Annotated in this window: 22 protein-coding genes; 10 read left to right on the top strand and 12 right to left on the bottom strand. The window is 61.8% G+C overall.

What is annotated here, in order from left to right:
• Window positions 1-187 precede the first annotated feature (187 nt).
• The 4 genes from EB235_RS22015 (at window position 188) to rimO (ending at window position 3,708) form a co-directional block, all read left to right on the top strand.
• A complete protein-coding gene (locus EB235_RS22015; protein WP_027028941.1) occupies window positions 188-886 on the top strand; it encodes a DUF2161 domain-containing phosphodiesterase in 699 nt (232 codons plus the stop codon).
• Window positions 887-942: 56 nt separating this feature from the next.
• A complete protein-coding gene (locus EB235_RS22010; protein ID WP_032925349.1) occupies window positions 943-1,350 on the top strand; it encodes a DUF930 domain-containing protein in 408 nt (135 codons plus the stop codon).
• A 192-nt stretch (window positions 1,351-1,542) separates the two neighbouring features.
• Window positions 1,543-2,229, top strand: coding sequence for a TerC family protein (locus EB235_RS22005; RefSeq protein ID WP_027028943.1), 687 nt, complete (start codon window positions 1,543-1,545; stop codon window positions 2,227-2,229).
• A 165-nt stretch (window positions 2,230-2,394) separates the two neighbouring features.
• Complete coding sequence (gene rimO, locus EB235_RS22000; protein WP_027028944.1) at window positions 2,395-3,708, top strand: 30S ribosomal protein S12 methylthiotransferase RimO; 1,314 nt, start codon at window positions 2,395-2,397, stop codon at window positions 3,706-3,708.
• Window positions 3,709-3,783: 75 nt separating this feature from the next.
• Here the strand turns inward: rimO and EB235_RS21995 are convergent, their stop codons facing one another.
• The 8 genes from EB235_RS21995 to EB235_RS21960 all read right to left on the bottom strand — a co-directional run bounded on the left by EB235_RS21995 (window position 3,784) and on the right by EB235_RS21960 (window position 12,064).
• Window positions 3,784-4,851, bottom strand: coding sequence for a BMP family ABC transporter substrate-binding protein (locus tag EB235_RS21995; RefSeq protein WP_027028945.1), 1,068 nt, complete (start codon window positions 4,849-4,851; stop codon window positions 3,784-3,786).
• Between the two features lie 51 nt (window positions 4,852-4,902).
• On the bottom strand, window positions 4,903-5,823 hold the full coding sequence (locus tag EB235_RS21990) for an ABC transporter permease (protein WP_027028946.1): 921 nt from the start codon (window positions 5,821-5,823) through the stop codon (window positions 4,903-4,905).
• Window positions 5,823-6,953: an ABC transporter permease gene (locus tag EB235_RS21985; RefSeq protein ID WP_027028947.1), complete on the bottom strand. Its 1,131-nt coding sequence runs from the start codon at window positions 6,951-6,953 to the stop codon at window positions 5,823-5,825. Before EB235_RS21985 ends, EB235_RS21990 begins: the two co-directional genes overlap by 1 nt.
• Entirely contained in the window at window positions 6,950-8,527 is a 1,578-nt protein-coding gene (locus tag EB235_RS21980; protein ID WP_032925352.1) for an ABC transporter ATP-binding protein, read from the bottom strand. Before EB235_RS21980 ends, EB235_RS21985 begins: the two co-directional genes overlap by 4 nt.
• Before the next feature lie 133 nt (window positions 8,528-8,660).
• Window positions 8,661-9,638 (bottom strand): quinone oxidoreductase family protein, encoded by a 978-nt coding sequence (locus tag EB235_RS21975; protein ID WP_027028949.1) that lies wholly within the window; start codon window positions 9,636-9,638, stop codon window positions 8,661-8,663.
• 22 nt (window positions 9,639-9,660) lie between these two features.
• A complete protein-coding gene (gene pcsA / locus EB235_RS21970; RefSeq protein WP_027028950.1) occupies window positions 9,661-10,467 on the bottom strand; it encodes a phosphatidylcholine synthase in 807 nt (268 codons plus the stop codon).
• A 38-nt stretch (window positions 10,468-10,505) separates the two neighbouring features.
• On the bottom strand, window positions 10,506-11,120 hold the full coding sequence (locus EB235_RS21965) for a DUF1326 domain-containing protein (RefSeq protein WP_027028951.1): 615 nt from the start codon (window positions 11,118-11,120) through the stop codon (window positions 10,506-10,508).
• A 14-nt stretch (window positions 11,121-11,134) separates the two neighbouring features.
• Window positions 11,135-12,064 carry a DUF2182 domain-containing protein gene (locus EB235_RS21960; RefSeq protein ID WP_027028952.1) on the bottom strand — a complete coding sequence of 310 codons (930 nt, stop codon included), beginning with the start codon at window positions 12,062-12,064 and terminating at the stop codon, window positions 11,135-11,137.
• Between the two features lie 71 nt (window positions 12,065-12,135).
• Here EB235_RS21960 and EB235_RS21955 point away from each other — a divergent pair, with 71 nt between their 5' ends.
• Window positions 12,136-13,350 (top strand): UbiH/UbiF family hydroxylase, encoded by a 1,215-nt coding sequence (locus tag EB235_RS21955; RefSeq protein ID WP_027028953.1) that lies wholly within the window; start codon window positions 12,136-12,138, stop codon window positions 13,348-13,350.
• 149 nt (window positions 13,351-13,499) lie between these two features.
• The gene (hspQ, locus tag EB235_RS21950; RefSeq protein WP_027027770.1) at window positions 13,500-13,823 is read left to right on the top strand and encodes a heat shock protein HspQ; all 324 of its coding nucleotides are present in this window, start codon (window positions 13,500-13,502) and stop codon (window positions 13,821-13,823) included.
• Window positions 13,824-13,915: 92 nt separating this feature from the next.
• Here the strand turns inward: hspQ and EB235_RS21945 are convergent, their stop codons facing one another.
• Entirely contained in the window at window positions 13,916-14,548 is a 633-nt protein-coding gene (locus EB235_RS21945; RefSeq protein ID WP_027028954.1) for an invasion associated locus B family protein, read from the bottom strand.
• A gap of 233 nt (window positions 14,549-14,781) precedes the next feature.
• Here EB235_RS21945 and EB235_RS21940 point away from each other — a divergent pair, with 233 nt between their 5' ends.
• On the top strand, window positions 14,782-16,599 hold the full coding sequence (locus EB235_RS21940) for an extracellular solute-binding protein (RefSeq protein WP_027028955.1): 1,818 nt from the start codon (window positions 14,782-14,784) through the stop codon (window positions 16,597-16,599).
• Window positions 16,600-16,616: 17 nt separating this feature from the next.
• Window positions 16,617-17,297 (top strand): DsbA family oxidoreductase, encoded by a 681-nt coding sequence (locus tag EB235_RS21935; RefSeq protein WP_027028956.1) that lies wholly within the window; start codon window positions 16,617-16,619, stop codon window positions 17,295-17,297.
• Between the two features lie 27 nt (window positions 17,298-17,324).
• Here EB235_RS21935 and EB235_RS21930 read toward each other — a convergent pair whose 3' ends face one another.
• Window positions 17,325-17,777 carry a hypothetical protein gene (locus tag EB235_RS21930; RefSeq protein WP_032925355.1) on the bottom strand — a complete coding sequence of 151 codons (453 nt, stop codon included), beginning with the start codon at window positions 17,775-17,777 and terminating at the stop codon, window positions 17,325-17,327.
• Window positions 17,778-18,371: 594 nt separating this feature from the next.
• On the opposite strand from EB235_RS21930, the gene EB235_RS21925 reads away from it, so the two are divergent.
• A complete protein-coding gene (locus EB235_RS21925) occupies window positions 18,372-20,264 on the top strand; it encodes an ABC transporter ATP-binding protein/permease (protein WP_027028958.1) in 1,893 nt (630 codons plus the stop codon).
• A 271-nt stretch (window positions 20,265-20,535) separates the two neighbouring features.
• Window positions 20,536-21,900, top strand: a complete 1,365-nt coding sequence (mgtE, locus tag EB235_RS21920) for a magnesium transporter (RefSeq protein WP_027028959.1) — start codon at window positions 20,536-20,538, stop codon at window positions 21,898-21,900.
• A gap of 49 nt (window positions 21,901-21,949) precedes the next feature.
• Here the strand turns inward: mgtE and EB235_RS21915 are convergent, their stop codons facing one another.
• Both EB235_RS21915 and gor read right to left on the bottom strand, forming a co-directional pair.
• Window positions 21,950-23,110 (bottom strand): serine hydrolase domain-containing protein, encoded by a 1,161-nt coding sequence (locus EB235_RS21915; RefSeq protein WP_027028960.1) that lies wholly within the window; start codon window positions 23,108-23,110, stop codon window positions 21,950-21,952.
• 28 nt (window positions 23,111-23,138) lie between these two features.
• Window positions 23,139-24,527, bottom strand: a complete 1,389-nt coding sequence (gene gor, locus EB235_RS21910) for a glutathione-disulfide reductase (RefSeq protein ID WP_027028961.1) — start codon at window positions 24,525-24,527, stop codon at window positions 23,139-23,141.
• Window positions 24,528-24,580: the final 53 nt, after the last annotated feature.

Here is a 24,580-nt window from a genome sequence, read left to right as displayed (position 1 = left end):
AGCTTCCCTGTGCTGACCGAGGACCACGATAACACAACAACAAGGAGAACTTGCGACTGCCAATATGGTTCTTGGAGTAGCACCCGCTGGTCAGGATCCAAGGCGTCGAACGTGCGATGGCAGGCAGTTCAGCAAGATGCCATCCGACTGGAGGGCTTTTTGCCTCGAATCGGCTAGACCTTGAGGCATGAACGAGACCTCCCTTTATGCGCCGGTGAAGCGGTTCCTCGAAAATCTCGACTTCGTCGTGAAGGGGGAAATTGGCGGCTGCGACATCGTTGCGCTGCGCGAGGGTGAGCCGCCGGTGGTCGTCATCTGTGAATTGAAGCTGCAGTTCAATCTCGAACTGGTGCTGCAAGGCGTCGACCGTGCGGCTGTTTGCGACGAGGTCTGGCTGGCGGCGCGCATGTCGGCGCGGGGCAAGGGGCGCGAAAGCGACGCCCGGTTCCGCAACCTCTGCCGCCGGCTTGGCTTCGGCCTGCTTGGCGTGACAGCCAATGACAAGGTCGAAGTGCTTGTCAGTCCTGCCGCGCCGGAGCCGCGCAAGAATGCGCGACGGCGCTCTCGCCTTGTTGACGAGCACCAGCGCCGCCGCGGCGATCCTGTCGCTGGCGGAGGATCGCGCAATCCAATCATGACCGCCTACCGCCAAAGCGCCCTCACCTGCGCCGCGGCGATGGTCGACGGACCCAAACGGCCGCGTGACCTGAAGGCCTTGACGCCGATCGCGCCGAAAATTCTGCAGCACAATGTCTATGGCTGGTTCGCGCGCGTCGACCGTGGCCTCTACGATCTCACGGATGCTGGCCGCGCCTCGCTGGTCCGTTGGCCGCAGGCCTCGCACGATGCGCCGCGACACGAGATTTTGATTGCGCCGACCCCCTGAATGCTGGGGGCTGCCGAGCATGAAGCGCCCCTCTTGGTTGATTTTTCAGACAAAATATGCTGCTTGTCCCGCCCATGAAGACACTCTGCATGACGGCCATTGCGTCCCTGGCGCTGGCATTCCCGGCCAGCGCAATGGACAACGCCTTGCGCAACGGCCTGATGAAACTTGATCCGCAAACACGCCTTGAGCAGCGTTGCGATGCAGAAATCCTGGACCGGATCACCCACGACGATCGCAAGTTCAAGGCCGACCGTGTCGTCGCTTACGCCTTCGCCACACCCGAGATGAGCGCCGATGCGATCAGGAGCACGGGCGCGGCGTTCCGCAGCAAGGGACAATGGTATCGGCTGAGATTCAAATGCCAGACGGGGCCGGATCATATGGAGGTCCTGCAGCTCCGCTACCGGATCGGCGACGAGATCCCCGAAGCCGACTGGGCCAAGTACAATCTCTACGACTAATTTTTATAGACTGGCTTCCGCGCAAGCTTGCACGCGGCGAGTGATGAAAATCCCCTTGTAATCCCACTGTAACAAAAGTGGTTTTCCAACGTTGTCCGATGCAGCGTCTTGACGCCAGCGGACCATGCCATTAGGCCCGTCTGGATAGTCGACGACCAACACTCGGCGAACAGGCAAGGGGCTTCCAGATCGATGGAAATATTCACTGCCGCGGGCTTATCGGCTCTTCTTCAGGTCATTGCTATCGACCTTGCGCTGGCAGGTGACAACGCCATCGTCATCGGCCTCGCCGCGGCCGGCCTGCCGGCCAGCCAACGCCAGCGGGCCATTCTCGTCGGCATTGCCGCGGCCACCGTTCTGCGCATCTTCTTCGCCTTGATCACGCAATGGCTGCTCACCATTGGACCCATGCTGCTTATCGGCGGCGGCCTGCTGCTGTTGTGGGTCTGCTGGAAGATGTGGCGCGAATTGCGTGTCAGCCATGAGCAGGAGCGCGATGCCACCGAATCGCTGTCGAACGGCGACTTCGACAAGGACGGCGTCGTTGGCGGCAAGGGTCCGAGCAAGACCTTTTCGCAGGCCGCCTGGCAGATCGTCATCGCCGACGTTTCGATGTCGCTCGACAACGTTCTTGCCGTAGCGGGAGCGGCCATGAACCATCCTACGGTGTTGATTGTCGGACTGGCCCTGTCGATCGCCCTGATGGGCTTTGCCGCCTCGTTCGTCGCGCGACTGCTGCACAAATATCGCTGGATTGCTTATCTCGGTTTGGCGATCATTCTCTACGTTGCGGTGAAAATGCTGCTCGACGGTGCGGTACAGCAGTACCCCGACCACTTCGCGTTCCTGGCGCCCTGGTTCGGTTCAGGCGGGCACTGAGACGTAGTCGATGCAGCGCCGGCACTGGTCTTGTTTGCTTGATTGCTGAACCCGTGCTATTGCGCCGCCCAAATCGAGCTCCTGCGGGAGCCGTGCAAACCGTCATATGTTGAGACTGCGGACCGGATCGATGTTTCCGGCGTCGCGTCCATTGGAAACTTGCCCATGTCCGCCCCTCGCGTCAGTTTCGTCAGCCTTGGATGTCCGAAGGCGCTCGTGGATTCCGAGCGCATCATCACGCGCCTGCGCGCCGAAGGTTACGAGATTGCCCGCAAGCATGACGGCGCCGATCTGGTTGTCGTCAACACTTGCGGCTTTCTCGATTCCGCCCGTGACGAGTCGCTCAATGCCATCGGCTCCGCACTTTCGGAAAACGGCAGGGTCATCGTCACCGGCTGTCTCGGCGCCGAGCCGGACGTGATCCGCGAGAAGCACCCCAATGTGCTGGCGATCACCGGGCCGCAGGCCTATGAGAGCGTGATGGCGGCCGTGCATGAGGCGGCGCCGCCCTCGCACGATCCCTACATCGATCTCCTGCCGCCGCAGGGCGTCAAGCTGACGCCGCGCCACTATGCCTATCTCAAGATTTCGGAAGGCTGCAACAATCGCTGCACCTTCTGCATCATTCCCGCACTGCGTGGCGACCTCGTTTCCCGGCCGGCGGCCGATGTGCTGCGCGAGGCCGAGAAGCTGGCCAAGGCCGGTGTCAAGGAGTTGCTAGTCATCTCGCAGGACACCAGCGCCTACGGCATCGACATCAAGTACCAGACGTCCATGTTCGGCGACCGTGAAGTGCGCGCGAAATTCCTCGATCTTTCCGAGGAACTGGGCAAGCTCGGCATCTGGGTGCGTATGCACTATGTCTACCCCTACCCGCATGTCGCCGACGTCATTCCGCTGATGGCCGAGGGGAAGATCCTCCCTTATCTGGACATCCCGTTCCAGCATGCCTCGCCGCAGGTGCTGAAGAACATGCGCCGGCCGGCGCATGGCGAAAAGACGCTGGAGCGCATTCGCGGCTGGCGCGACGTCTGCCCGGATCTCGCCATTCGCTCGACCTTCATCGTCGGCTTCCCCGGCGAGACGGACGAGGATTTCGAGATGCTGCTCGACTGGCTGGACGAGGCCAAGATCGACCGCGCCGGCTGCTTCAAATACGAGCCGGTCAAAGGCGCCCGCTCCAACGACCTCGGCCTCGAACAGGTGCCGCAGGAAATCAAGGAAGCGCGCTGGCATCGTTTCATGCAGCGCCAGCAGAAGATTTCGGCGACCCAGCTCGCAAAGAAAGTCGGCAAGCGCCTGCCGGTGCTGATCGACGAAGCGCACGGCACCTCGGCAAAGGGCCGCACCAAATACGACGCGCCCGAGATCGATGGTTCGGTCCACATCCAGTCGCGCCGTCCGCTGCGCCAAGGCGACATCGTCACCGTCAAGATCGACCGTGCCGACGCTTATGACCTTTACGGTTCGGCTGTTTAAGCTTTCCGTCGGTTCTCCTGGCAAACGAAAAGGGCGCCACGTGGCGCCCTCTCCATGTCCGGTATGTGATGCGCCTTATTGCGGCAGCTTGTCGTCAACGCCCTTGACGTAAAAGTTCATGCCGAGCAGCGTGCCGTCGTCGGCGACTTCGCCGTCCTTCAGCCATGCCGAGCCGTCCTGCTTGGCGATCGGTCCGGTGAAGGGGTTCCAGCCGCCGGCGATCTTCTTCTCGGTCGCCTCTGCCATCGCCTTCACGTCGTCGGGCATGTTGGTGTAGGGCGCAAGCTTGACAGCGCCGTCCTTGATGCCGAGCCAGACATTGTCCGGCTTCCAGGTGCCGTCGATGGCTGCCTGGACCCGGCTGATGTAGTACGGACCCCATTCGTCGGTCAGCGAGGTCAGCTGCGCATTCGGCGCGAACTTGATCATGTCTGACGACTGACCGAAGCCGTGCAGCTTGCGCTCCTCGGCCACCTGCAGGGCGGCGGTCGAATCGGTGTGCTGGACGATGATGTCGGCGCCCTGGTCGAACAGCGCCTTGGCGGCGTCGGCTTCCTTGCCCGGATCGAACCACGAGTTCACCCAGACGATCTTGGCCTTGAAGTTCGGGTTGATCGACTGCGCGCCGAGCATGAACGAGTTGATGCCCATCACCACTTCCGGGATCGGGAAGGAAACGATGTAGCCAGCGACGCCGGCCTTCGATTCCTTGGCGGCGATCTGGCCGAGCACGTAGCGGCCTTCATAGAAGCGTGCATTGTAGATGCCGAGATTGTCGCCGGTCTTGTAGCCGGTCGCATGCTCGAACATCACCTTTGGAAACTTCTTCGCGACCTTCACTTCGGCGTCCATGAAGCCGAACGATGTGCCGAAGATAAGTTTGCAGCCCTCGCGCGCCAGGCGCTCGAAGGCACGGTCGGCATCGGGGCCTTCGGAGACGTTCTCCAGATAGGCGGTCTCGACCTTGTCGCCGAGCGCCTTTTCGACCTCAAGGCGACCCTGGTCGTGCTGGTAGGAGTAGCCGAAATCGCCGATCGGGCCGGTGTAGACCCAGCAAGCCTTCAGTTTGTCGGCAGCCTCCGCGGACGCCGCCAGCGACAATGCCGCTGTCGTCGTCATCAGGGCAATAAGCAGTTTTTTCATCGTGTTACCTCTCTGTGTTAAGCCTTGGAGCTTCCCGTCTTTTTATTGTTGTCAACGATCCGGAACGAATGGCTGCCCCAGGGATGCCGGCGTGTTCATCATCGTCAGACGCTTGTTGCGCGAGATTAGAACGAGAACCACGACGGTTGCCAGATAGGGCAGCGAAGAAAGCATCTGCGAGGGCACCGGAATGCCAAAAGCCTGTGCATGAAGCTGGCCGATCCACACCGCGCCGAAGATATAGGCGCCGGCCAGCACCCGCCACGGCCGCCACGACGCGAACACCACCAGCGCCAGCGCGATCCAGCCACGGCCCGCGCTCATGTTCTCGACCCATTGCGGCGTGTAGACCAGCGACAGATGGCCGCCGGCAAGGCCGGCGCAGGCGCCACCGAAGATCACCGAGAGATAGCGGTAGCGGATGACCTTGATGCCGAGCGCGTGCGCGGAAGTATGGCTGTCGCCGATCGAGCGCAGCGTGAGGCCAGTGCGTGTCTTGAACAGGAACCACATCACGGCAGCGGTCAGCGCGATCGAGATGTAGAAGATCGGATCCTGGCCGAACAGCAACCTGCCGATCACAGGAATGTCGGTCAGCACCGGAATATCGAGATTGGGCAGCCTGACGCCGGGCTGGCCGACGAAGCTCGTCCCGATCATGCCGGAGAGACCGAGGCCAAGCAGTGTCAGCGACAGGCCGGTTGCCACCTGGTTGGTGGCAAGCGACAGCGTCATCACGGCAAACAGCAGCGAGAACAGCGCACCCATGGCGATCGCCGCCAGAAGGCCGATCCAGGGCGATCCAGTCAGATAGCCGGCGCCGAAGCCGCCGACGGCGCCCATGATCATCATACCCTCGACGCCGAGATTGAGCACGCCGGAGCGCTCGACCACCAGTTCGCCGATCGCCGCGATCAACAGCGGCGTCGCTGCCGTGGCGATGGTCAGGAGGATGTTGACGGCGATGTCCATCAGCGGGCTTCCTTCAGCTTGGGGGCGGCTTCGAGCTGTGCAGCACCCTTCGGCTTGGTCAGTGCGACGCCGATCAGGCGGATGCGGTAGTGGATGAGCGTGTCGCAACCGAGCACGAAGAACAAAAGCATGCCCTGGAACACCCTCGCCACCTTGTCGGAAATGCCGAGCGCGCTTTGCACCGCCTCGCCGCCGAGATAGGTCAGCGCCAGCACCAGGCCGGCGGCGACGATGCCGAGCGGATTGAGGCGGCCAAGGAACGCCACGATGATGGCGGTGAAGCCATAGCCGGGCGAGATCACCGGCTGCAATTGGCCGATGGCGCCGGAGACTTCCGAGATGCCGGCCAGGCCAGCCAGTGCACCCGACAGCAGGAAGGCGAAGAACACCATGCGGTTGAGGCCGAAGCCGGCGAAGCGCCCTGCCCGTGGGCTCGAGCCCAGCACGCGGACCTCGAAGCCCTTGAGCATGCGGCTCATCAGGATCCAGACCAGCACCGCGGCAACCAATGCGAAGACAAAGCCCCAGTTGGCGCGTCCGGCATCCGGCATCAGTTCCGGCAACACGGCGGAGTCGCCGAACTGGATCGTCTGCGGGAAGCCGTGGCCCTGCGGATCGCGCCATGGGCCGCGCACCAGCCAGTCGAGGAAGAGCTGGGCGACATAGACCAGCATCAGGCTGGTCAGGATCTCGTTGGTGTTGAACCGGGTCTTCAGAAAGGCGGGTATCGCAGCGTAGGCCGCGCCGCCGACCATGCCGAGCAGAAGCATCAGCGGCAGCACCAGCGGGCCTTCGAACTGCGGGAACAGCACCGGAATGGCCGAGCCGAAGATGGCGCCGAAAACGAACTGGCCTTCGGCGCCGATGTTCCAGATGTTGGCCTTGTAGCAGACCGACAGGCCGACAGCGATCAGGATGAGCGGCGCTGCCTTGATCGCCAGCTCATGCAACTGCCAGACCTGGCTGACCGGTTCGATGAAGTAGATCCGGAACGCGGTCAATGGATTGACGCCGAGCAGTGCGAACAGAACCGCGCCGGCGATGATCGTCAGCGCGAAGGCGATGAACGGCGACAGGGCTGAAAACAGTGCGGAACGCTGCGGGCGTTTGACGAGTTCGAGGCGCATCATGCCGTCTCCAGCGTATGTTCGGCGTGGCCGGGCTCGGCGCCGCCCATCAGCAGGCCGACCTTCTCGAAGGTCGCCTCTGCGATTGGCATCGGCCTGGACAGTTCGCCATTGTGCATGACAGCGATCGCGTCCGATATCTCGAACAGCTCGTCGAGATCCTGGCTGATCACCAGCACGGCCGAGCCACTGCGCGACAGCTCGATCAGCGCCTGGCGGATATGGGCGGCGGCACCGGCGTCGACACCCCATGTCGGCTGGTTGACGACCATGACGCTTGGCCGGCGGTCGAGCTCGCGGCCGACAATGAATTTCTGCAGATTGCCGCCCGAAAGCGCTGCGGCTTCTGGATCCGGCGCGCTCTTGCGCACGTCCATCACCTCGATGATGCGTTGAGAGGCGGCATAGATCGCGGCAGCCTTGACCATCCCCCCGCTGCTGACGAAAACCTTGCCGTCGGTGGCATGGCGTGACAGCAACAGGTTTTCCGAGAGTTTCATGCGTGGCGCCGCACCATGGCCGAGGCGCTCTTCGGGCACGAAGGCGGCACCCAGCAGGCGCCGTCCGGTGATGGTGAGGCCACCTGCGTCCTTGCCACGGATGCGCACCGAGGTGGCATCCTGCTGCAAGACCTCGCCGGAGACGGATTCGAAGAACTCGCCCTGGCCATTGCCGGCGACGCCGGCAATGCCGATCACCTCGCCGGCGCGGACATTGAGGCTGATGTTCTTGAGCGGAATGGAAAACGGCGTTGCCGGCTTGCGGCTGAGGCCGCGGATTTCGAGCAATGGCTGCGCGGTTTCAATCCCTTCGACCGGCGCACGCACCACGGCCTGCACTTCGTTACCCACCATCATGCGGGCGAGCGACGCCGCCGTCTCCTCGCGCGGGTTGCAGTGACCGACCACCTTGCCATGCCGCAGCACGGTGGCGCGGTCGCAGATGCGTTTGACCTCTTCCAGCCGATGCGAAATGTAGAGGATCGATTTGCCTTCCGTGCGCAACCGTTCCAGCGTCTCGAACAGCTTGTCGGCTTCCTGCGGCGTCAGCACCGACGTTGGCTCGTCGAGAATGATGAGCTGCGGTGTCTGCAGCAGGCAGCGGATGATCTCGATGCGCTGGCGCTCGCCGACCGACAGATCGCCGACCAGCGAGTCCGGATCGAGCGGCAGGCCGTAGCTGAAGGAGAGCGCCCTCGCCTTGGCGGCGATGCTGCTGATCGGCGAGCCGTCATCGAGCGACAGTGCAATGTTCTCGGCGGCGGTCAGTGCCTCGAACAGCGAGAAATGCTGGAACACCATGCCGATGCCGAGCTTCTTCGCCGCACCCGGGCTGGTGATGCGTACCGCCTGGCCGTTCCAGAAAATCTCGCCGGAATTGGGCTCCAGCGAGCCGAACAGCATCTTGACGAGCGTCGACTTGCCGGCGCCGTTCTCGCCGAGGAGCGCGTGGATTTCACCTTTGGCGATGTTGAGGTCGATATGATCGCACGCCGTAAGCGTGCCGAATATCTTGGTCAGGCCACGAACCTCAAGCAGGTTCGCCCCGTCATGATCTGCACTCACAGTGCCTCCCATCTGGTTAGCCAGATATGTTCTGTGTTCCCGCAAGCATGGTAGGCGCCGCCGGCTCTCATCGGAAAGCGGCACGCGTCTTGAAAGAGCTTCAAGAATTTCAGCGGAAATTCAAGGGATAGCAAGCCTGGCGGGACTAAGGGATGAGAATGGTCGTCCCTGTTGTCCTGCGGCCCTCGAGGTCGGCGTGCGCCTTGCCCGCATCCTTGAGCGCGTAGCGCTGGTTGATCTGGATCTTGACGGCACCGCTGAGCACGACGTCGAACAGCGCAGCCGCGGAGGCATCGAGGTCTTCGCGTTTGGCGTTGTAGACGAACAGCGTCGGCCTGGTGGCGAACAAGGAGCCCTTCTGGGCCAGCAGCGACATCGAAAACGGCGGGATCGGTCCTGAGGATTGGCCGAAGCTGACGAACATGCCGAGCGGCTTGAGACAATCGAGCGAAGCCGGAAATGTGTCGTTGCCGACTGAATCGTAGACGACGTCGCATTTCCTGCCGCCGGTGATGGCCGCGACACCAGCGACGAAATCCTGCTCCTTGTAATTGATGACGTGATCGAAGCCATGTGCCCTGGCGAGCTCGATCTTGTCGGTTGTACTGGCCGTGCCGATGACGGTTGCGCCAAGATGTTTGGCCCATTGGCCAAGAATGAGCCCGACGCCGCCGGCCGCGGCATGGAACAGGATCGTGTCACCCGCCTTCACTTTGAAGGTCCGGCGCAGCAGATACTCCGCGGTCATGCCTTTCAGCATCATCGCGGCGGCCTGTTCGTCGCTGATGCCTTCGGGAATCTTCACCACGCGGTCGGCGGCGATGACACGTTGCTCGGCATAGGCACCGACATTCGTCGAATAGGAGATCCGGTCGCCCGGCTTCAGCCAGTCGACGCCCTGGCCGACCTCCAGCACCACACCAGCGGCTTCGCTGCCCGGGATCAGCGGAAAACCGCCAGGCGGCGGATAAAGACCGGTGCGGTGGTAGACATCGATGAAGTTGAGGCCGATCGCCGTGTGCCTGATCAGGATTTGCCCCGAACCCGGCTGGCCGGGATCGGCGTCCTCATAGGTCAGAACTTCCGGGCCACCATGGCCGTGGATGCGGATAGCTTTGGGCATGGATTTGGATTCCTCTGGCGGATCAGGCCCTTTTGGCGCCAAGATTTGGAAAGAACTGCATGATCCCGCCGATAGAGGCGAGGTAGAGCCCACTGATGGTGATGCCGATCTTGATGAAAGTGCTGACCTGTTCGCCCAGCACGCCGATCTGGTCGTAGAAGGCGGCAAGTGCCGCCTGCGCAAGCGCAAGCGCACCGAAAGCGCACCACAACAGGGTCATTGTGAGATTGATGCGCCGCAGCCGCACCACCCGCACCGGATGAATGAAATTGATCGGCACGAAGGTCAGAATACCAGCCACCACCACAACAGCGAACGAAACCCATTGTCCCGGTTCGATGACGAACAGCGTGAACACCACCATGTTCCAGACCACCGGGAATCCCTTGAAGAAATTCTCCTTCGTCTTCATGCCGGTGTCGGCATAGTAGATCGCGCTGGAGACGACGATGATCGCCGCCGATAGGAACGATAGGCCCTCACCCATGAAGCCGCGCTGATAGAGCGCGAAGGCCGGGATCAGCACGTAGGTCACGTAGTCGATGATGTTGTCGAGGAGTTCGCCCGACCAGGTCGGCAGGATTTCCTTGACCTCCAGCTTCCTGGCGATCGGTCCGTCGATACCGTCGACGAACAGCGCCAGTCCAAGCCACCAGAACATCGCCGTCCAGCGCTCCTCGCTCGCCGCCACCAGCGACAGGAAGGCAAGGAACGAGCCTGAAGCTGTCAGCAGGTGGACGGAGAACGCCCTTGCCTGTGGCCAGGTGACTTTCTTCTTCGGTCGCGGAATCCGGTCCGTGATCTTCTTGGCGGCTTTCCTTGCCGCCATATTCCTGGCCGCCATGTTCCTGGGCGTTGTGTTCTTGCTCACGGGCCCCGCCAATCCAGCTTGCAGATTTCGGCCGAGCGGCCGGCGAAATTCCAGTTGCGGCCAAAGGCCCGCATCTTGCTCTTGTCGGACCTGGCCACGATGATCTCCGGCGCGATCCAGTATTCCGAATTCGTGATCACCGTATCCTTATCGCGATCCTTGCCGACGATTGGCGTGACCGCCCCGTCGATGATCTTCGGTATCTGGAAGATTCGCGTCTTGTCGCGCGTCTCATAGGTGATCGGCACCTGTTCGACACCAAGAAATTTTCCAACCAGGATCGACAGCAGCGACGTTGTCCCGCCGGCCTTGCCGGTGAAGATCTTCGTCAATGCCTTGACCGCGTAGACCGAGGCGCGTTTGTCGATGAACAGGCCCGCGGTCCAGTTGCCGCGGCTCATGTAACCGGGAATTTCCATGATCAGCCCAAGGTTGAGACCGGAGAGGTCGACCTCGCCGAAATGACCGGCATCGATACGGAATCCGGCCCAGGTCTGGCAATAGCCCTCGGTCGGGGGATGATTGCCGAGCGACAGCACGCAAGGGCAAAAAACCGTGCAATTGCAGGAGAGTACGAGCTCTCCTTTCATTGCCCAGCCTTGATCTGCCATCGAATTTCCCCCACTCACAGCGAGACTACTAGCAGCGCGGCTGCCCAGACAAGCAGTATCGCACCGGCCAGCCGGGTTGGAAGACTGCCCGTCGTCTGTTTTTCAACCAGCGTGAACACGCCGATCAGCGCCATCCAGAAGATGTTCATCACGCCTACGGCAAACATCACCAACATCAGCGCCCAGCAGCAGCCGAGGCACCAGATGCCTTGCACGATGCCGAGCCGGAAGACGCGGATGGGTTTGGCGCTCCAGTTCGAAAACAGGATCGAGAACGGGTTTCGGCATTTCTTCAGGCAGGCTTCCTTGAGACCACTGAACTGGTAGAGGCCGGCAATCAGCAATGCCAGCCCGCCGGTAACGCCAAGCACCGGATCGAATATCCCGCCGGGTGCAGCGACTGCATGCACAGCCAGCGTCAGAGCCGCAAACAGCATCGAGGCGGCCAACCAGACGCCGAGATAGCCGGCAACCAGCACCAGCGGATGAACGACAGGCTCGCCCTTGATCCGGGCTGTATCAGCGATCTCGCAATAGGTGCGGATCATTGGCGCCGCGGACGGCAGCATCGCCGCGATCGCCATCAGCAACCACATCGCGATGAGCGCCAGGGCACGCGGACCAATGCTGGCGTCCAGCGGCGTCGGTGAGAGGCAGAGCGCGAAGAACCGTTCGAGGAAATCGGGCAGCGGCAGCTGTGGTAGACCACGCAGGAGAATGTCGCCAGGCGCGCTTCCTAGAGCCTCGGCGCCGCGAATCGCCATGGCGGCCAACAGCACCCAGGCAAGCGCAACGCCGGCACCGACAACGATATTGACCGTCAAGCGCGGGTTGCGCGCGATACCAGCCGTGGCGCGGCCGGCGCGGTCGAGATGGCGGAAATCGTCCTGGTGGCCGGTCATGACATCCGAATGGGCCGAATCGCCGCGTTGATCAAGCCGCATGAACTGACCTATATGCTGCTTGACTGGCGGGCCCTGGCGGGCCGCGTCGCATAGCAAGCCGGAAGCCGACCTTGGAGCATCAGGAAACAGCGCGGATACTGATCGCCGGCACCGGGCCGGCAGGGCTGATCGCAGCGCTCGCTTTTGCCGATGCCGGCTTCCCGGTGACGCTGGTCGGGCCTGAGGCTTCGCCACCCGATGGCCGGACAACGGCCCTCATGAACCCTGCCCTGAAGGTACTTGAGCGGCTTGATGTCCTCGAAGACATCAGGGCCAAGGCAGCACCCTTGAAGGTGATGCGCATCGTCGATGCGACCGGCCGGCTGATCCGCAGCCCCGTCGTTACCTTCCGCGCCAGCGAGATCGACGAGGATCAATTCGGGCTGAACCTGCCCAACAGCGTCTTTGGCCCAGCGCTTGCCAGCAAGGTGGCCGCCCATCCCAGGATCGAATGGCTGAGGTCGATGGTCAAGACTTGGAACCTCGGCGCCGATAAGGCCGAAGCAATCCTCGCCGACGGCAGCGACGTTAGCGCATCGCTGGCTGTCGCCGCCGATGGGCGCCACTCGCCTGCCCGTGAGGCCGCGGACATCGCGACTGCCGCACGCTCCTATCCGCAGGCAGCGCTCGTGCTCAATTTCGGCCACAGCCGCGAACATGCCTTCACCTCGACGGAATTCCACACCGAGACCGGTCCGTTCACGCAGGTTCCGCTGCCCGGCAATCGCTCAAGCCTCGTCTGGGTGGTCAAGCCCGAAACCGCCAAGGCGCTTGCCGCGCTGGATGACACTGCGCTCTCACTACGGGTCGAGCAGCAGATGCAATCGATGCTGGGCCGGGTGACGGTAGAGCCGGGCCGGCAGATCTATCCGCTGTCGACGGTGACGCCCTTGCGCTTCGCGCGACAGCGCGTGGCACTTGTCGGCGAGGCCGCGCACGTATTCCCGCCAATCGGCGCGCAAGGCCTTAACCTTGGCATCAGGGATATTGACGATCTGGTTGGAATTGCAGGGGAAAATCGTGAAGATCCGGGCGCGGCCAAGGCGCTGGCCGCCTACGATTTCAGGCGCCGGCCCGATATTCTGGCACGCAGCAGCGCTGTTAATCTGCTCAACATGTCGCTGCTCTCCGACATGCTGCCGGCGCAGATGGCGCGGGGCGCCGGTCTCGGCGTTCTCGGCGGCTTTGCACCGCTGCGCGCCTTCTTCATGCGCGAAGGGCTTCGCCCCGGCAGCGGCTTTGCAGCACTTGCGGGTAGCCTGCGAAAGCCGGTGCGGCAACAGTAGCGATCTCGCCGAGTTTATCGCGACATCGCGACATCAATCAAAAACCTTTGCTCCGCATTCTGCGTAGCTTGAAGGCGCTCAAACGCTTCGGGATTGAATTGACTCGGAGTCTGCGCCAAATAAAGTCAAGGAATACAGTGGTGAGTACGATGAAAACAGCCAAATTCGCTATCGGACAGGTGGTTCGCCACCGGCTGTTTCCATTTCGGGGCATCATTTTCGACGTCGATCCGCAATTCGCCAACACCGACGAATGGTACGAAGCCATCCCCGCCGACGTGCGGCCTCGCAAGGACCAGCCCTTCTACCATCTGCTCGCCGAGAATTCGGAAACAGAATACATCGCTTATGTCTCGGAGCAGAATCTGCTCGAGGATCAGTCGGGGGAGCCCGTCCGCCACCCGCAGATCAAGGAGATGTTCGACAAGAAGCCGGACGGACGCTACGAGCCGAAACGGCAATCCAGACATTAACTATCCGGCATTTCGGGTGCGGCCAGGAACGAAAAAAGCGGGGCAATGCCCCGCTTTTTCTTTGACATTCGGTTTTGGCCCGATGCTGGTGATCAGTTGGCGGTCTTCGCCTTGTCCTGCTCGTCCTTGAGCTTCTTGGCGAAGTCCTGCTGATTCTTGGCCGCGTAATCCTGAAGCTTCTTCTGCCGGTCTTCGATGTCAGACTGCTGCAGCGGCGGGCCGTCATAGGCGCCGCTGAAGCCCTGCAGCGCGACCTTGATCGGGTTCGGCTGGTTCTGGAAATTGATCGAGGTCAGCGTGATCGCTTGTCCCTTCTTGAAGGCACCGACGAGCTGGTCGGTCAGCGGCACTTCCGCCACGCAACGGTCGGGGAAGCAAACCACGTATTCGAGCTTCTGTGCCTTGCCGGTATCGATCTGCAGGCCGATGCCGGCACCGACCAGTCGGCCGGTCGGAACCGTAACCTGGAACACCTTGCGGTTCACTTTGCCCTTCAACTCGATCAGGCTGACGCCGGTGACGAGCTGGCCGTTCTGGGCGGTGGTGATGTTCTGGACATTGCAGATATCGACGTCTTCCTGCTTGGTGCAGGCCTTGAACCAACCCTGTGGAATCTGCGGCTGCTGCTGCTGTGCGGAAGCAGAGGGAAGTCCTGCGCCCAGAAAGCCGATCACGCCAGCGGCCATGACCGACAGGCGGTACGCGTTGCTGTTCAGGCTCGTCATGTCGTGCACTTCCTCTCAAATGATCCCGGGACCGGCTTCTTCGTGCCGTGTGGTCCAGCTACCTGTTGCCGAAATGAGGCAACAGAATGACTTCGGACGGCGTGTTACACTGCAAGCGGTGCCGAATCCAGCCCGCCCACTTGTAATTCTTGAAGACCCCATTGGCCGGCAGACGGCTGCCTCATGCTAGGGTGCGCACCGAATCATCAAGCCGACCTGTTAAGGAGACGGTCATGGGCCGCGTTCTTGTTTGGCTGATCACCGCGATATCGCTTCTCATCCTGTCGCCGCCCGCGCTGTCGGAGCCAAAATACGCGATTGCAATGCAGGGCGAACCCGCGCTGCCGCCCGACTACACGCATTTCAGCTACGTTAATCCCGATGCGCCGAAGGGCGGCAGCATTACTTATTGCGTTGTCGGCAGCTTCGATAATCTCAACCCGTTCATCCTGAAAAGCCTGCGCACGACGGCGCGGGGCATGATGGACACGATCTACGGCAATCTGGTCTTCGAGCCGCTGATGCAGCGCAACTATGACGAGCCCTTCGGCCTCTATGGCCTGCTTGCCGACAGCGCCGACATGGATCCTGAGCGCAAGTCGATCGAGTTCCATCTCAACCCAAATGCAAAATGGTCGGACGGCCAACCGGTAACGCCGGAGGATGTGCTGTTCACCTACGACGTCTTCACCGACAAGGGCCGCCCGCCCTACAGCGCCCGCATGAGCCTGATCGCCAAGCTTGAAAAGACCGGTGACCACAGCGTGCGCTTTACCTTCAACGACAAGGCCAATCGTGAAACACCCCTGATCATCGCGCTGACGCCGATCATCCCGAAACATGCCTTCGACAAGGAGACATTCGACAAGACAACGCTGAAGCCGGTGGTGGGCAGTGGACCTTACACCATTGCCCAGGTGGCGCCCGGCCAGCGCATCGTATTCAAGCGCAACCCCGACTATTGGGGCAAGGATGTTCCGGCCAAGCGCGGCTTCGACAACTACGACCAGATCACCATCGAGTATTTTCTCAACGCCAACGCCAAGCTCGAGGCCTTCAAAAAAGGCCTCTGCGCCATCGACGATGACAGCGATCCGGTCAAGCGTGAGCGCGATCTCGATTTCCCGGCCTTCCACAGGGGCGACGTGATTGCCGAGACCTTCGATACCGGCATTCCGCCTGTCGTGACCGGTTTCCTGTTCAACACGAGGCTGCCAAAGTTCTCCAACCCGGTCGTGCGGCGTGCACTTGGCATGCTCTACGACTTCGAATGGGCCAACAAGAACCTGTTCGGTGGCAAGTACGCGCGGGCAATGAGTTACTGGCAGAACTCCGAGCTTTCCGCGCTCGGTCACCCGGCCGACGACAGGGAAAAGGCGCTTCTGGCACCCTACCCCGGCCGCGTGCCGGCCGATGTCATGGACGGTACATACCGACCACCCGTCACCGATGGTTCAGGTCAGGACCGCAAGGTGCTGAAAGCTGCCTTCGATCTGCTGAAAAGCATCGGCTATCACGTTAAGGACGGGACGATGCTCGATCCCAGCGGGCAACCCTTCGGTTTCGAGATGCTGGTTGCTTCGCAAGATGAGGAGCGCCTGGCCGGCATCTATCAGCGCACACTGGAGAAGATCGGCATCAATATCACCATTCGCAGCCTCGACGGTGATCAGATCCAATCGCGCAAGCAGCGCTTCGATTTCGAGACTCTGATCGGATCGAGCGGCTTCAACAATTCACTCTCGCCCGGCTTCGAACAGCTCGGGCGCTGGGGATCCGAGGCGGCCAAGGCCGAAGGCTCCTTCAATCTTGCCGGGGTCGCCGACCCGGCGGTCGATGCGGCGATCGAGGCAATGCTGCGCGCTCGTTCGAAGGAAGACTATGTCGCGGCCGTCAGGGTCCTCGACCGGTTGCTGATCTCCGGCAACTACATGGTGCCGACGCAGTACAACACCCAGCAATGGATCGCCTATTGGAGCTACTTGGAACATCCCAAGAAGACGTCCATATTTGGCTATCAACTGCCGACCTGGTGGCGCAAGGCTAACTGAAGATTCGGGAGATCGAGATGAGCGAATTGAACGCCATCACCGTTGATGTGGTGTCCGACGTCGTTTGCCCCTGGTGTTTCATTGGTCAAAAACGCCTCGACAAGGCGATATCAGCCGTTGGCGACGCCGAGGTGCATGTCCGCTGGCGGCCGTTCCAGCTCGACCCGACCATCCCGCCACAAGGCAAGGATCGTCGTGAGTATATGCTGGCCAAGTTCGGCAGCGACGAGCGCATTCGTGACATCCATGCCCGCATCGAACCGCTTGGCGAGGCAGAGGGCATTTCCTTCGCCTTCGATGCCATCAAGGTAGCGCCAAACACGCTGGATGCGCACCGCCTGATCCGCTGGGCCGGCGCTGCTGGTGAAGCCGTGCAAAACAAGCTGGTCCGTCGCCTGTTCCAGCTGAATTTCGAGGAGGGCGCCAATATCGGCGACCATGCCGTGTTGGTCGAAGCCGCCCGCGAGGCGGGCATGGACGCGTCCGTGGTGGCCACGCTCTTGCCGGTCGACGCCGATGTCGAAGCGGTACGCACCGAGATCGCCACGGCATCGCGCATGGGCATATCGGGCGTGCCGTGCTTCCTGCTCGATGGCAAATATGCCGTGATGGGAGCGCAGGACGTCGACACGTTGTCTGATGCCATCCGCCAGGTGGCGGCCGCCAAGGCACGCGGCGAACTGGACAAGGTCGGCTGAGGCCGGTCGCCGCCGTGGCATTGCAGCCTATTGCACCGTCACCTTGGCTTTGCTGACGAAGAACCCGTGACCATTGCTACCGGTGCAGGCCAGCCCCTTGGTTGAAGACTGGCAAGTGAACGGCCCCTGGCTCCAGCTGTTCCCGTAGTCAAGCTTGTCTACGTCGCTGCAGCAGCTCTGTTCACCGGGGTTCTTGATCAGGGTGGCCGGCCCTTCCGGGCCAAGTACCACGGTCACGTAGCTTGGTTCAACCCGGGAGCAGCTCAGTTCCGGACCGCCGTCCTGTGGTGAATAGGTACTGGTGCCGCCTTTTGGCGTGTAGATGCAGCCGATGTTGCCGGAGGGGGCATTGAACTCGACCTGCCCTTCCGAACTTGCCGGGATGGACTGATCGCCGGCATGCGCCACAGGTGCGCAGGCAAAGAGGGGCAACCAGGCGAAAAGCAACAGGATTGCGGGTGCGGCTGCGCGTGCAAGCATTGGGAAGCTTCCTTGTTGGAGAACCTGATCTGCATTGGTGCCGACAGCCCCGGATTAGGTTCAACCTCATGTGCGTATTTTGTCAAACGGCACTCTTCGCATAACGACCCCTGCGCGAAGGCCGTCTCAGGTCATTTCTCGGCCTCCGGCAAGCACGATGACGGTAAGTCCGGTGAGACTACGAACGGCATTTTTTCAGCCGTTCAGGTCCGTCCGCAGTAAAAAGTCGACCTGTTCGACCGCTTTTTTGATTCACAAAACCGTGTGAATGGCTTCCCCAGCGGAAGCTTTTGAATACTCGCGTCGGCCGCGTTCAACGCTCTGAAATCAATATAAAAAATCTGATTTTCATCTACCGTTTCAAAGGCAATTCAGCGCTGAACCTGTTGCCTCAGGGCAACGGCTTCGGAGGCAATCCGGCGGACCGGGTTTAAAAATTAATGGAAAATGATCAATTGGTGTTACCATCCGTAACAAAACAAAAAAGGTTTGGGCGGGATCGTGATTCGGATCGGCAGACGATCGCAGGAGTCAGTACCGGATAGACTACAAGGCGATGCCCCAGGGCGGTCGCAACTAACGCCGGTATCCTCGATGCGCAGTTTCTGGGGCCTGATGAAGGCCTACTGGGTCTCGGACAGGTGGAAAGAAGCCTGGACGCTGACACTGGTGATTGCGCTGCTCACGGCGCTGTCCAGCAAGGCGGGCGTCTGGTTCGCCGAAGCCTCGGGTGAACTGGTCAACTCGATCGCCTTCTTCCATGACGCCGCCAATACCACGCCGCTGCGGACACTGCTGGTCAATGCCGGCATCCTTGTCCTGCTGGTCGTGCTCAAGGATGCCGGCTTCACGGGCATCCGCAATCTTGTCTCGGTGACCTTGCACCGCAAATGGCGCGGCTGGCTGGACAGCCGTTTCAACGAGGCGCTGCTGGACGGCAATCACACGCATTTCCATGCCCAGCATGCTTCGACCGGCGCCGGTACGTCAGCTCCCGACAACATCGACCAGCGCATGCAGGAATCGATCAAGGACATGACAGGTGGCGCTATCGGCCTCGCCATGGGTGTGCTTGGCGTCGCCACCTCACTCTATTTCGTCGGCCAGAAACTGCTCGAAACGTCGGTGGAGGTGAAGGGGCTGGAATTCCTTGGCAGCTACGGCAGTGCCGTCCTGGCCTTCCTGGCAGTCGCCACCTATGTGCCGCTGAACACCTGGATCGCGGTCAAGCTCGGCGGCCTGCTCGAGCGCCTGAATATCCGGATGCAGCAGGCCGAAGGCAGCTACCGCGGCGAACTGACGACCTTCCTGCGCCGCAGTTTCCATGTCGCGGCATCGCACGGCGAAGGCGTGCAGAAGACCATGCATCGCCGGCTTTATGTTGATATCGACGGAACCTGGTCGCGACTGAACATCGTCAACACCGTCTACATGTCATTCGAGCTGATCTACAATTTCATCGGTGCCCGCATTGTCGCCTATGGGCCGGGGCTGGTGCCGTTCATCCACAATGGCCTTGATCTCAAAGGCTACATAACCGGCTCCGAACTGGTCAATTCGCTGATCGGCCAATGTTCGTGGTTCATCCATGTCATGCCTGCCATCGCGTCGCTGCGTGCCAACAGCCAGCGTGTCACCGAACTCGCCAACGCGATCGAGAATGTCCAGTATCCGCAGGACTTTTACAGCCAGACCGGTCAGTCGGACTTCCACTATGCCAGCCAGAATCCGGTTTTCGGCCTGACCATCCAGAAGCTCGAACTGGCGCATCAGGGCGAGGACGCAACGCCCTTCCTCAGTGCCGCCAATTTGCGCTTTCGGCGCGGCGAATGGACCTTCCTGAAAGGTGAATCCGGTTGCGGCAAAACCTCGCTGATCAAGGCGATCAACGGCCTCTGGCCTTATGGCCGCGGCACCATCGTCTTCCCCGACAGCGTGAAGAGTTTTTATGCCGCCCAGGAGGTCAAGCTGCAGCAAGTGTCGCTGAAACAGCTGGTCTGCCTGCCCGGCTCCGAATTCGACCATGGTGATGCTCAGGTCGCGTCCGCCCTGCACAAGGCCGGCCTCGGCGACTTCATCGAACACATGGCCAATGAGAACCGCGAAGGCAAAAGCTGGGACCAGGTCCTGTCGGGCGGCCAGAAGCAGAAGCTGGTGGTGGCTCGCATCATTCTCCAGCAGCCGGGACTGCTGTTCCTCGATGAGGCGACCGGTGCGCTCGACCCGCAGGGCAAGATTGCCTTCCATCAGGCGATCAAGGACAACTGCCCCGATGTCACCGTGATCAGCGTCATGCATGAGGCAGTGGCGCCGCGATCGGCCGCCGGCACCGAGTTCTACCACTCAATGGTCCTGATCGCCGACGGTGTCGCCACCAAGAAGCCGCTGGCGCCGGCCTTGCCTGTCGAACTCACCACGATTCTGGCCCAGCCACGGCCGGTCGAGGACAAATGGCTGCGCTTCTCGCGCCGGCTGAAGCAGAAATAACGATGAATTCACCGTGGCTTGCCGCATCTGGCGGCAGCCGACGATCACAGTCTCGCGATCGGAGCCATCAGGCACCGTTTTCCCTCCCCACCGCGATTGACTTGGCAAGGCGCGCTCCTATGTTGCGCCGGCTTGCTGACAGTCGAATCCGAACCCGCAAGCGGAAAGGTCACCGCGCCATGCCTGGCGACAGTATTAGTCGAACGCAACCGCCGTCCGCCTAGACGTGACCTGAATGGTTCATGTCCTGCCGGACGGCAAGGAGTGAGCCATGAACGATTTTTCCCCTGTAGCGGACGACGAGGCCGTCGCCATCGCCCGCATCCTTGCCAACGACCACGTTGCCGACGTGGTCGAGGCGCTCAATCATGAATCACGCGAGACCGCGACGGATCTGCTTTGCGCCGTACCCTTCGAGCGGCTGGTCGAGATTTTCGATCAGCCTGAACTCGAGGGCGCGCCCGAACTCGCGGAGGCCCTGCCCCGGCCCAAGGCAAGCAAGCTGCTCACCGCCATGTCGGTCGACCGGGCGGCCGACATCCTGCGCGAACTCGATGAGCCGGCACGCTCTGAACTGCTCGGTGCGTTGGCGCCGCCGCTGCGCGCGACCCTGCTTTCCATTCTGGGCTATCCCGAAGGCAGCGCCGCATCGATCATGACGACGGAGTTCGTCAGCGTTCCCTCGGATTGGACCGTCGGGCGCACACTCGACTACATAAAAAAGGTGGAGCGGACGCGCGAGACCGTCTACGCGATCTACATCGTCGATCCGGAGACGCACCTTCTGGTGCGGTCGACCGGCCTGCGCCGGCTCATCACCGGTGAGCCGGAAGACTCGATCATGTCGGTGGCACCAGACCGCGTGCCGGTGACGGTCACCCCGTTGACCGATCGTGAAACCCTGGCGCAGACGATCTCCAAATATGATCTGCTCGCTGTGCCGGTCGTCGACCACGGCAAGATCCTTGGCATCGTCACCATCGACGACATCATCGATACGATGATCGAAGAGACGACGGAGGACGCGCATCGTTTCGGCGGCATGGAGGCGCTCGACGAGCCCTACATGAAGATGAGCTTCCTCGCCATGATCAAGAAGCGTGGCGGCTGGCTGTGCGCCCTGTTCATCTCGGAAATGCTGACCGCCAACGCCATGCAGAGCTATGAGGGGGAGCTGGAGAAGGCGATCGTGCTGACGCTGTTCATCCCGCTGATCATGAGCTCCGGCGGTAATTCCGGCTCGCAGGCGACCTCGCTGGTCATCCGGGCGCTGGCGCTGCGCGAGATCGGTCTTCGGGACTGGTGGCGTGTGGCATTGCGTGAATTGCCCACCGGTCTCGTGCTCGGCGCCATGCTTGGCGTGGTCGGCATCTGCCGCATCGCGCTCTGGCAGTATATGGGCTTCTACGACTATGGGCCGCATTGGCCGCTGATCGCCACCACGGTCGGTGCGGCACTGGTCGGCATCGTCACCTTCGGCTCTTTGTCGGGCTCGATGTTGCCGTTCGCGCTTAAAAGGATCGGTTTCGACCCGGCCAGCGCGTCGGCGCCATTTGTCGCCACGCTGGTCGATGTGACCGGGCTGGTGATCTATTTCTCGGTGGCGATGGTCATCTTGCGCGGCACGCTGCTGTAGCGGCGTCAACTGTCTCCGCTGCCGGCGATCGGCGGCGGAGATTTCCCCTTCAGGCCGGCTTGCCGTAGATGGCGTCGCGGAGTGCATCGGGAAAGGCGCCCGTCATGCCGGCGATTGCCGTGTTCGTCAGCGCCACCACCGTCAGCTCCAACGCCGGATCCACGAACCAGGAATGACCGTAGACGCCACCCCAGCGCCAGGTACCGACGGTTTGAGGCGTCGATCCGGCGAGCGGGTCGCGCAGGACGCCAAATCCGAGCCCCCAGCCCCAGCCGGGCATGGTGGTTTCCAGCCCCGGTATCGCGTCCGAGGTCATCGCCGCGACCGTTTCGGGGCGGATGACCGACCCGCCGCCCGAACGCAGCGCCTCGAGCAGCTTGAAGACATCGCCGGCGGTGCCGTTCATGCCGGTGCCGCCCGAGGCGAAGGAAGCAGGGGCGAAGACACGTCCGGGCGAAAATGAGATGGAACCGTTGCCGAACGGCACGCGGTGATGGTCCCTCATAAGAATGGCCTTGCCCGGTCCGTCGGCGTAAGGCGTCACCAGCCGGGATCGATCGCCCACGGCAAACGCCGCGTCATGCATGCCGAGCGGCAGGACGACCAGCCGATCGACCAGCTCCGGCAGCGAGGCGCCAGTGGCTCTCGCCATGGCCTCACCCAGCACATCCATGGCCACCGAATAGCTCCATCCCGTTCCCGGTACATAGGACAGCGGCACTGAAGCGATACGCTCGAGATTCTCGGCCATGGAGAGGCCCGGCTGGTCGAGACCGTCGGAGATATCGGCGCGATGGTAGGGTCCATCGGCTACTTGGCGAAAACCATAGTCCAGCCCAGCGGTATGGGTCAGCAACTGTCGGATGCTGATGGCCGGCTCGCCGCCATCCGCCAGCTTCGGCCGGAACTCCGGGATGAATTTTGCCACGGGATCATCGAAGTTGATGACGCCGGCCTCGACAAGGGCAAGTGCCGCGGTCGCGACAACGGGTTTGGTCACCGACGCGAGCCGGAAGATCGCATCCTCCGTCATCGATTTCCTGGCCTCACGGTCGGCCAGGCCGGCGGCGCGGCCGTAGATGATTTCGCCGCGCCGGGCGACAAGGATCACGGTGCCGACAATCCGTCCCGCCTCGATCGCCCTGTCGACCACCTGATCGACACGTCCGCCGAGGTCATGATCGAGCGGCTTGGAACCGGTTACAGACATGAATCACTCCATCGGCGGCAGGCGAATGTCAGATGCGCTCGCCGTTCTTCACCCGGTATGTCGGCTTGTACATGGTGACGAGTTCTTCGGCCGCGGTCGGGTGCACGGCCATCGTGCGGTCGAAATCATCCTTGGTGAGGCCGGCCTTCAGCGGAATGCCGAGCAGCTGCGCCATTTCGGCGGCATCGGGTCCCAGTATGTGGGCGCCGAGCACTTTGCGCGAAGCGCCTTCGACCACCAGCTTGATCAGCATCTTCTCGTCGCGGCCCGACAGCGTATGCCGCATCGGCCGGAAGCTGGCGCGATAGATCTCGACATCGGCGAAACGCTTGACGGCTTCGTCTTCGGACAGCCCCACAGTGCCGATTTCCGGCTGCGAAAAAACAGCGGTCGCGATGGTTTGGTGGTCGGGCGCAGTCGGATTGCCTTTGAAGGCAGTCTCGATGAAGCACATCGCTTCGTGGATCGCCACCGGCGTCAGCTGCACGCGGTGGGTGACGTCGCCGATCGCCCAGATGTTGTCGATGTTGGTGCGGGAATAGTCGTCGACCTTGATCGCGCCGGCTGCGGTCATCTCGATGCCGATGCCTTCCAGGCCCATATTCTCGGTGTTGGGGATGCGCCCGATGGCCAGCATGACCTGGTCCACTGTCAGCGTCTGGCCGCTGCTAAGAAGGGCGTCGAGCCGGCCGTCCGGCCGCTTGCGCACCGATTGGGACACCGAATGGCAGAGTATCTTGATGCCTTTCTTCTCCATGGTCTCGTGCAGCATGCGGCGCAGATCCATGTCGAAGCGGCTGAGGATTTCCTTGCCGCGATAGACCAGGGTGGTGTCGACGCCGAGGCCGTGAAAGATGTTGGCGAACTCGACCGCGATATAGCCGCCGCCTTCGATCATGATCGCCTTTGGCAGTTCCTTGAGGTCGAAAGCCTCGTTGGAGAAGATGCAGTGTTCGTGGCCGGGCAGCGCTGGATGCGCCGCCGGACGGCCGCCGGTGGCGATCAGGATCTGGTCGGCGGTGACGGTACGGTCCTCGCCCAGAAGATGCACCACATGCGGGTCGACGATCATCGCCCGCGAATGAAAGGCCTCGCCGCCGGCGCCCTCGACATTCTTCTTGTAAATGGCCTCCAGCCGGCTGATCTCGCGATCCTTGTTGGCGACCAGCGTGCGCCAGTCGAAACTGGCTTCCGGCACCGTCCAGCCATAGCCCGCCGCATCGGCGAAATGCTCCGGAAATTGCGAGGCGTAGACATAGAGCTTCTTTGGCACGCAGCCTCTGATGACGCAGGTGCCGCCAAAACGGTATTCCTCGGCGATGCCGACGCGCTTGCCGAGTGCCGCGGCAACACGCGCCGCCCTCACCCCGCCGGAGCCGCCCCCGATGACGAAGAGATCATAGTCATAACCGGCCATGGCGCGGCTCCTTCAAACGTCGGAAATGTCAGTGACAGGTAGGCTGCAAACCA

It is taken from the genome of Mesorhizobium loti R88b (assembly GCF_013170845.1).
Lineage (GTDB): Bacteria > Pseudomonadota > Alphaproteobacteria > Rhizobiales > Rhizobiaceae > Mesorhizobium > Mesorhizobium loti_B.
This window is presented reverse-complemented; position numbering and strand designations above follow the sequence as displayed.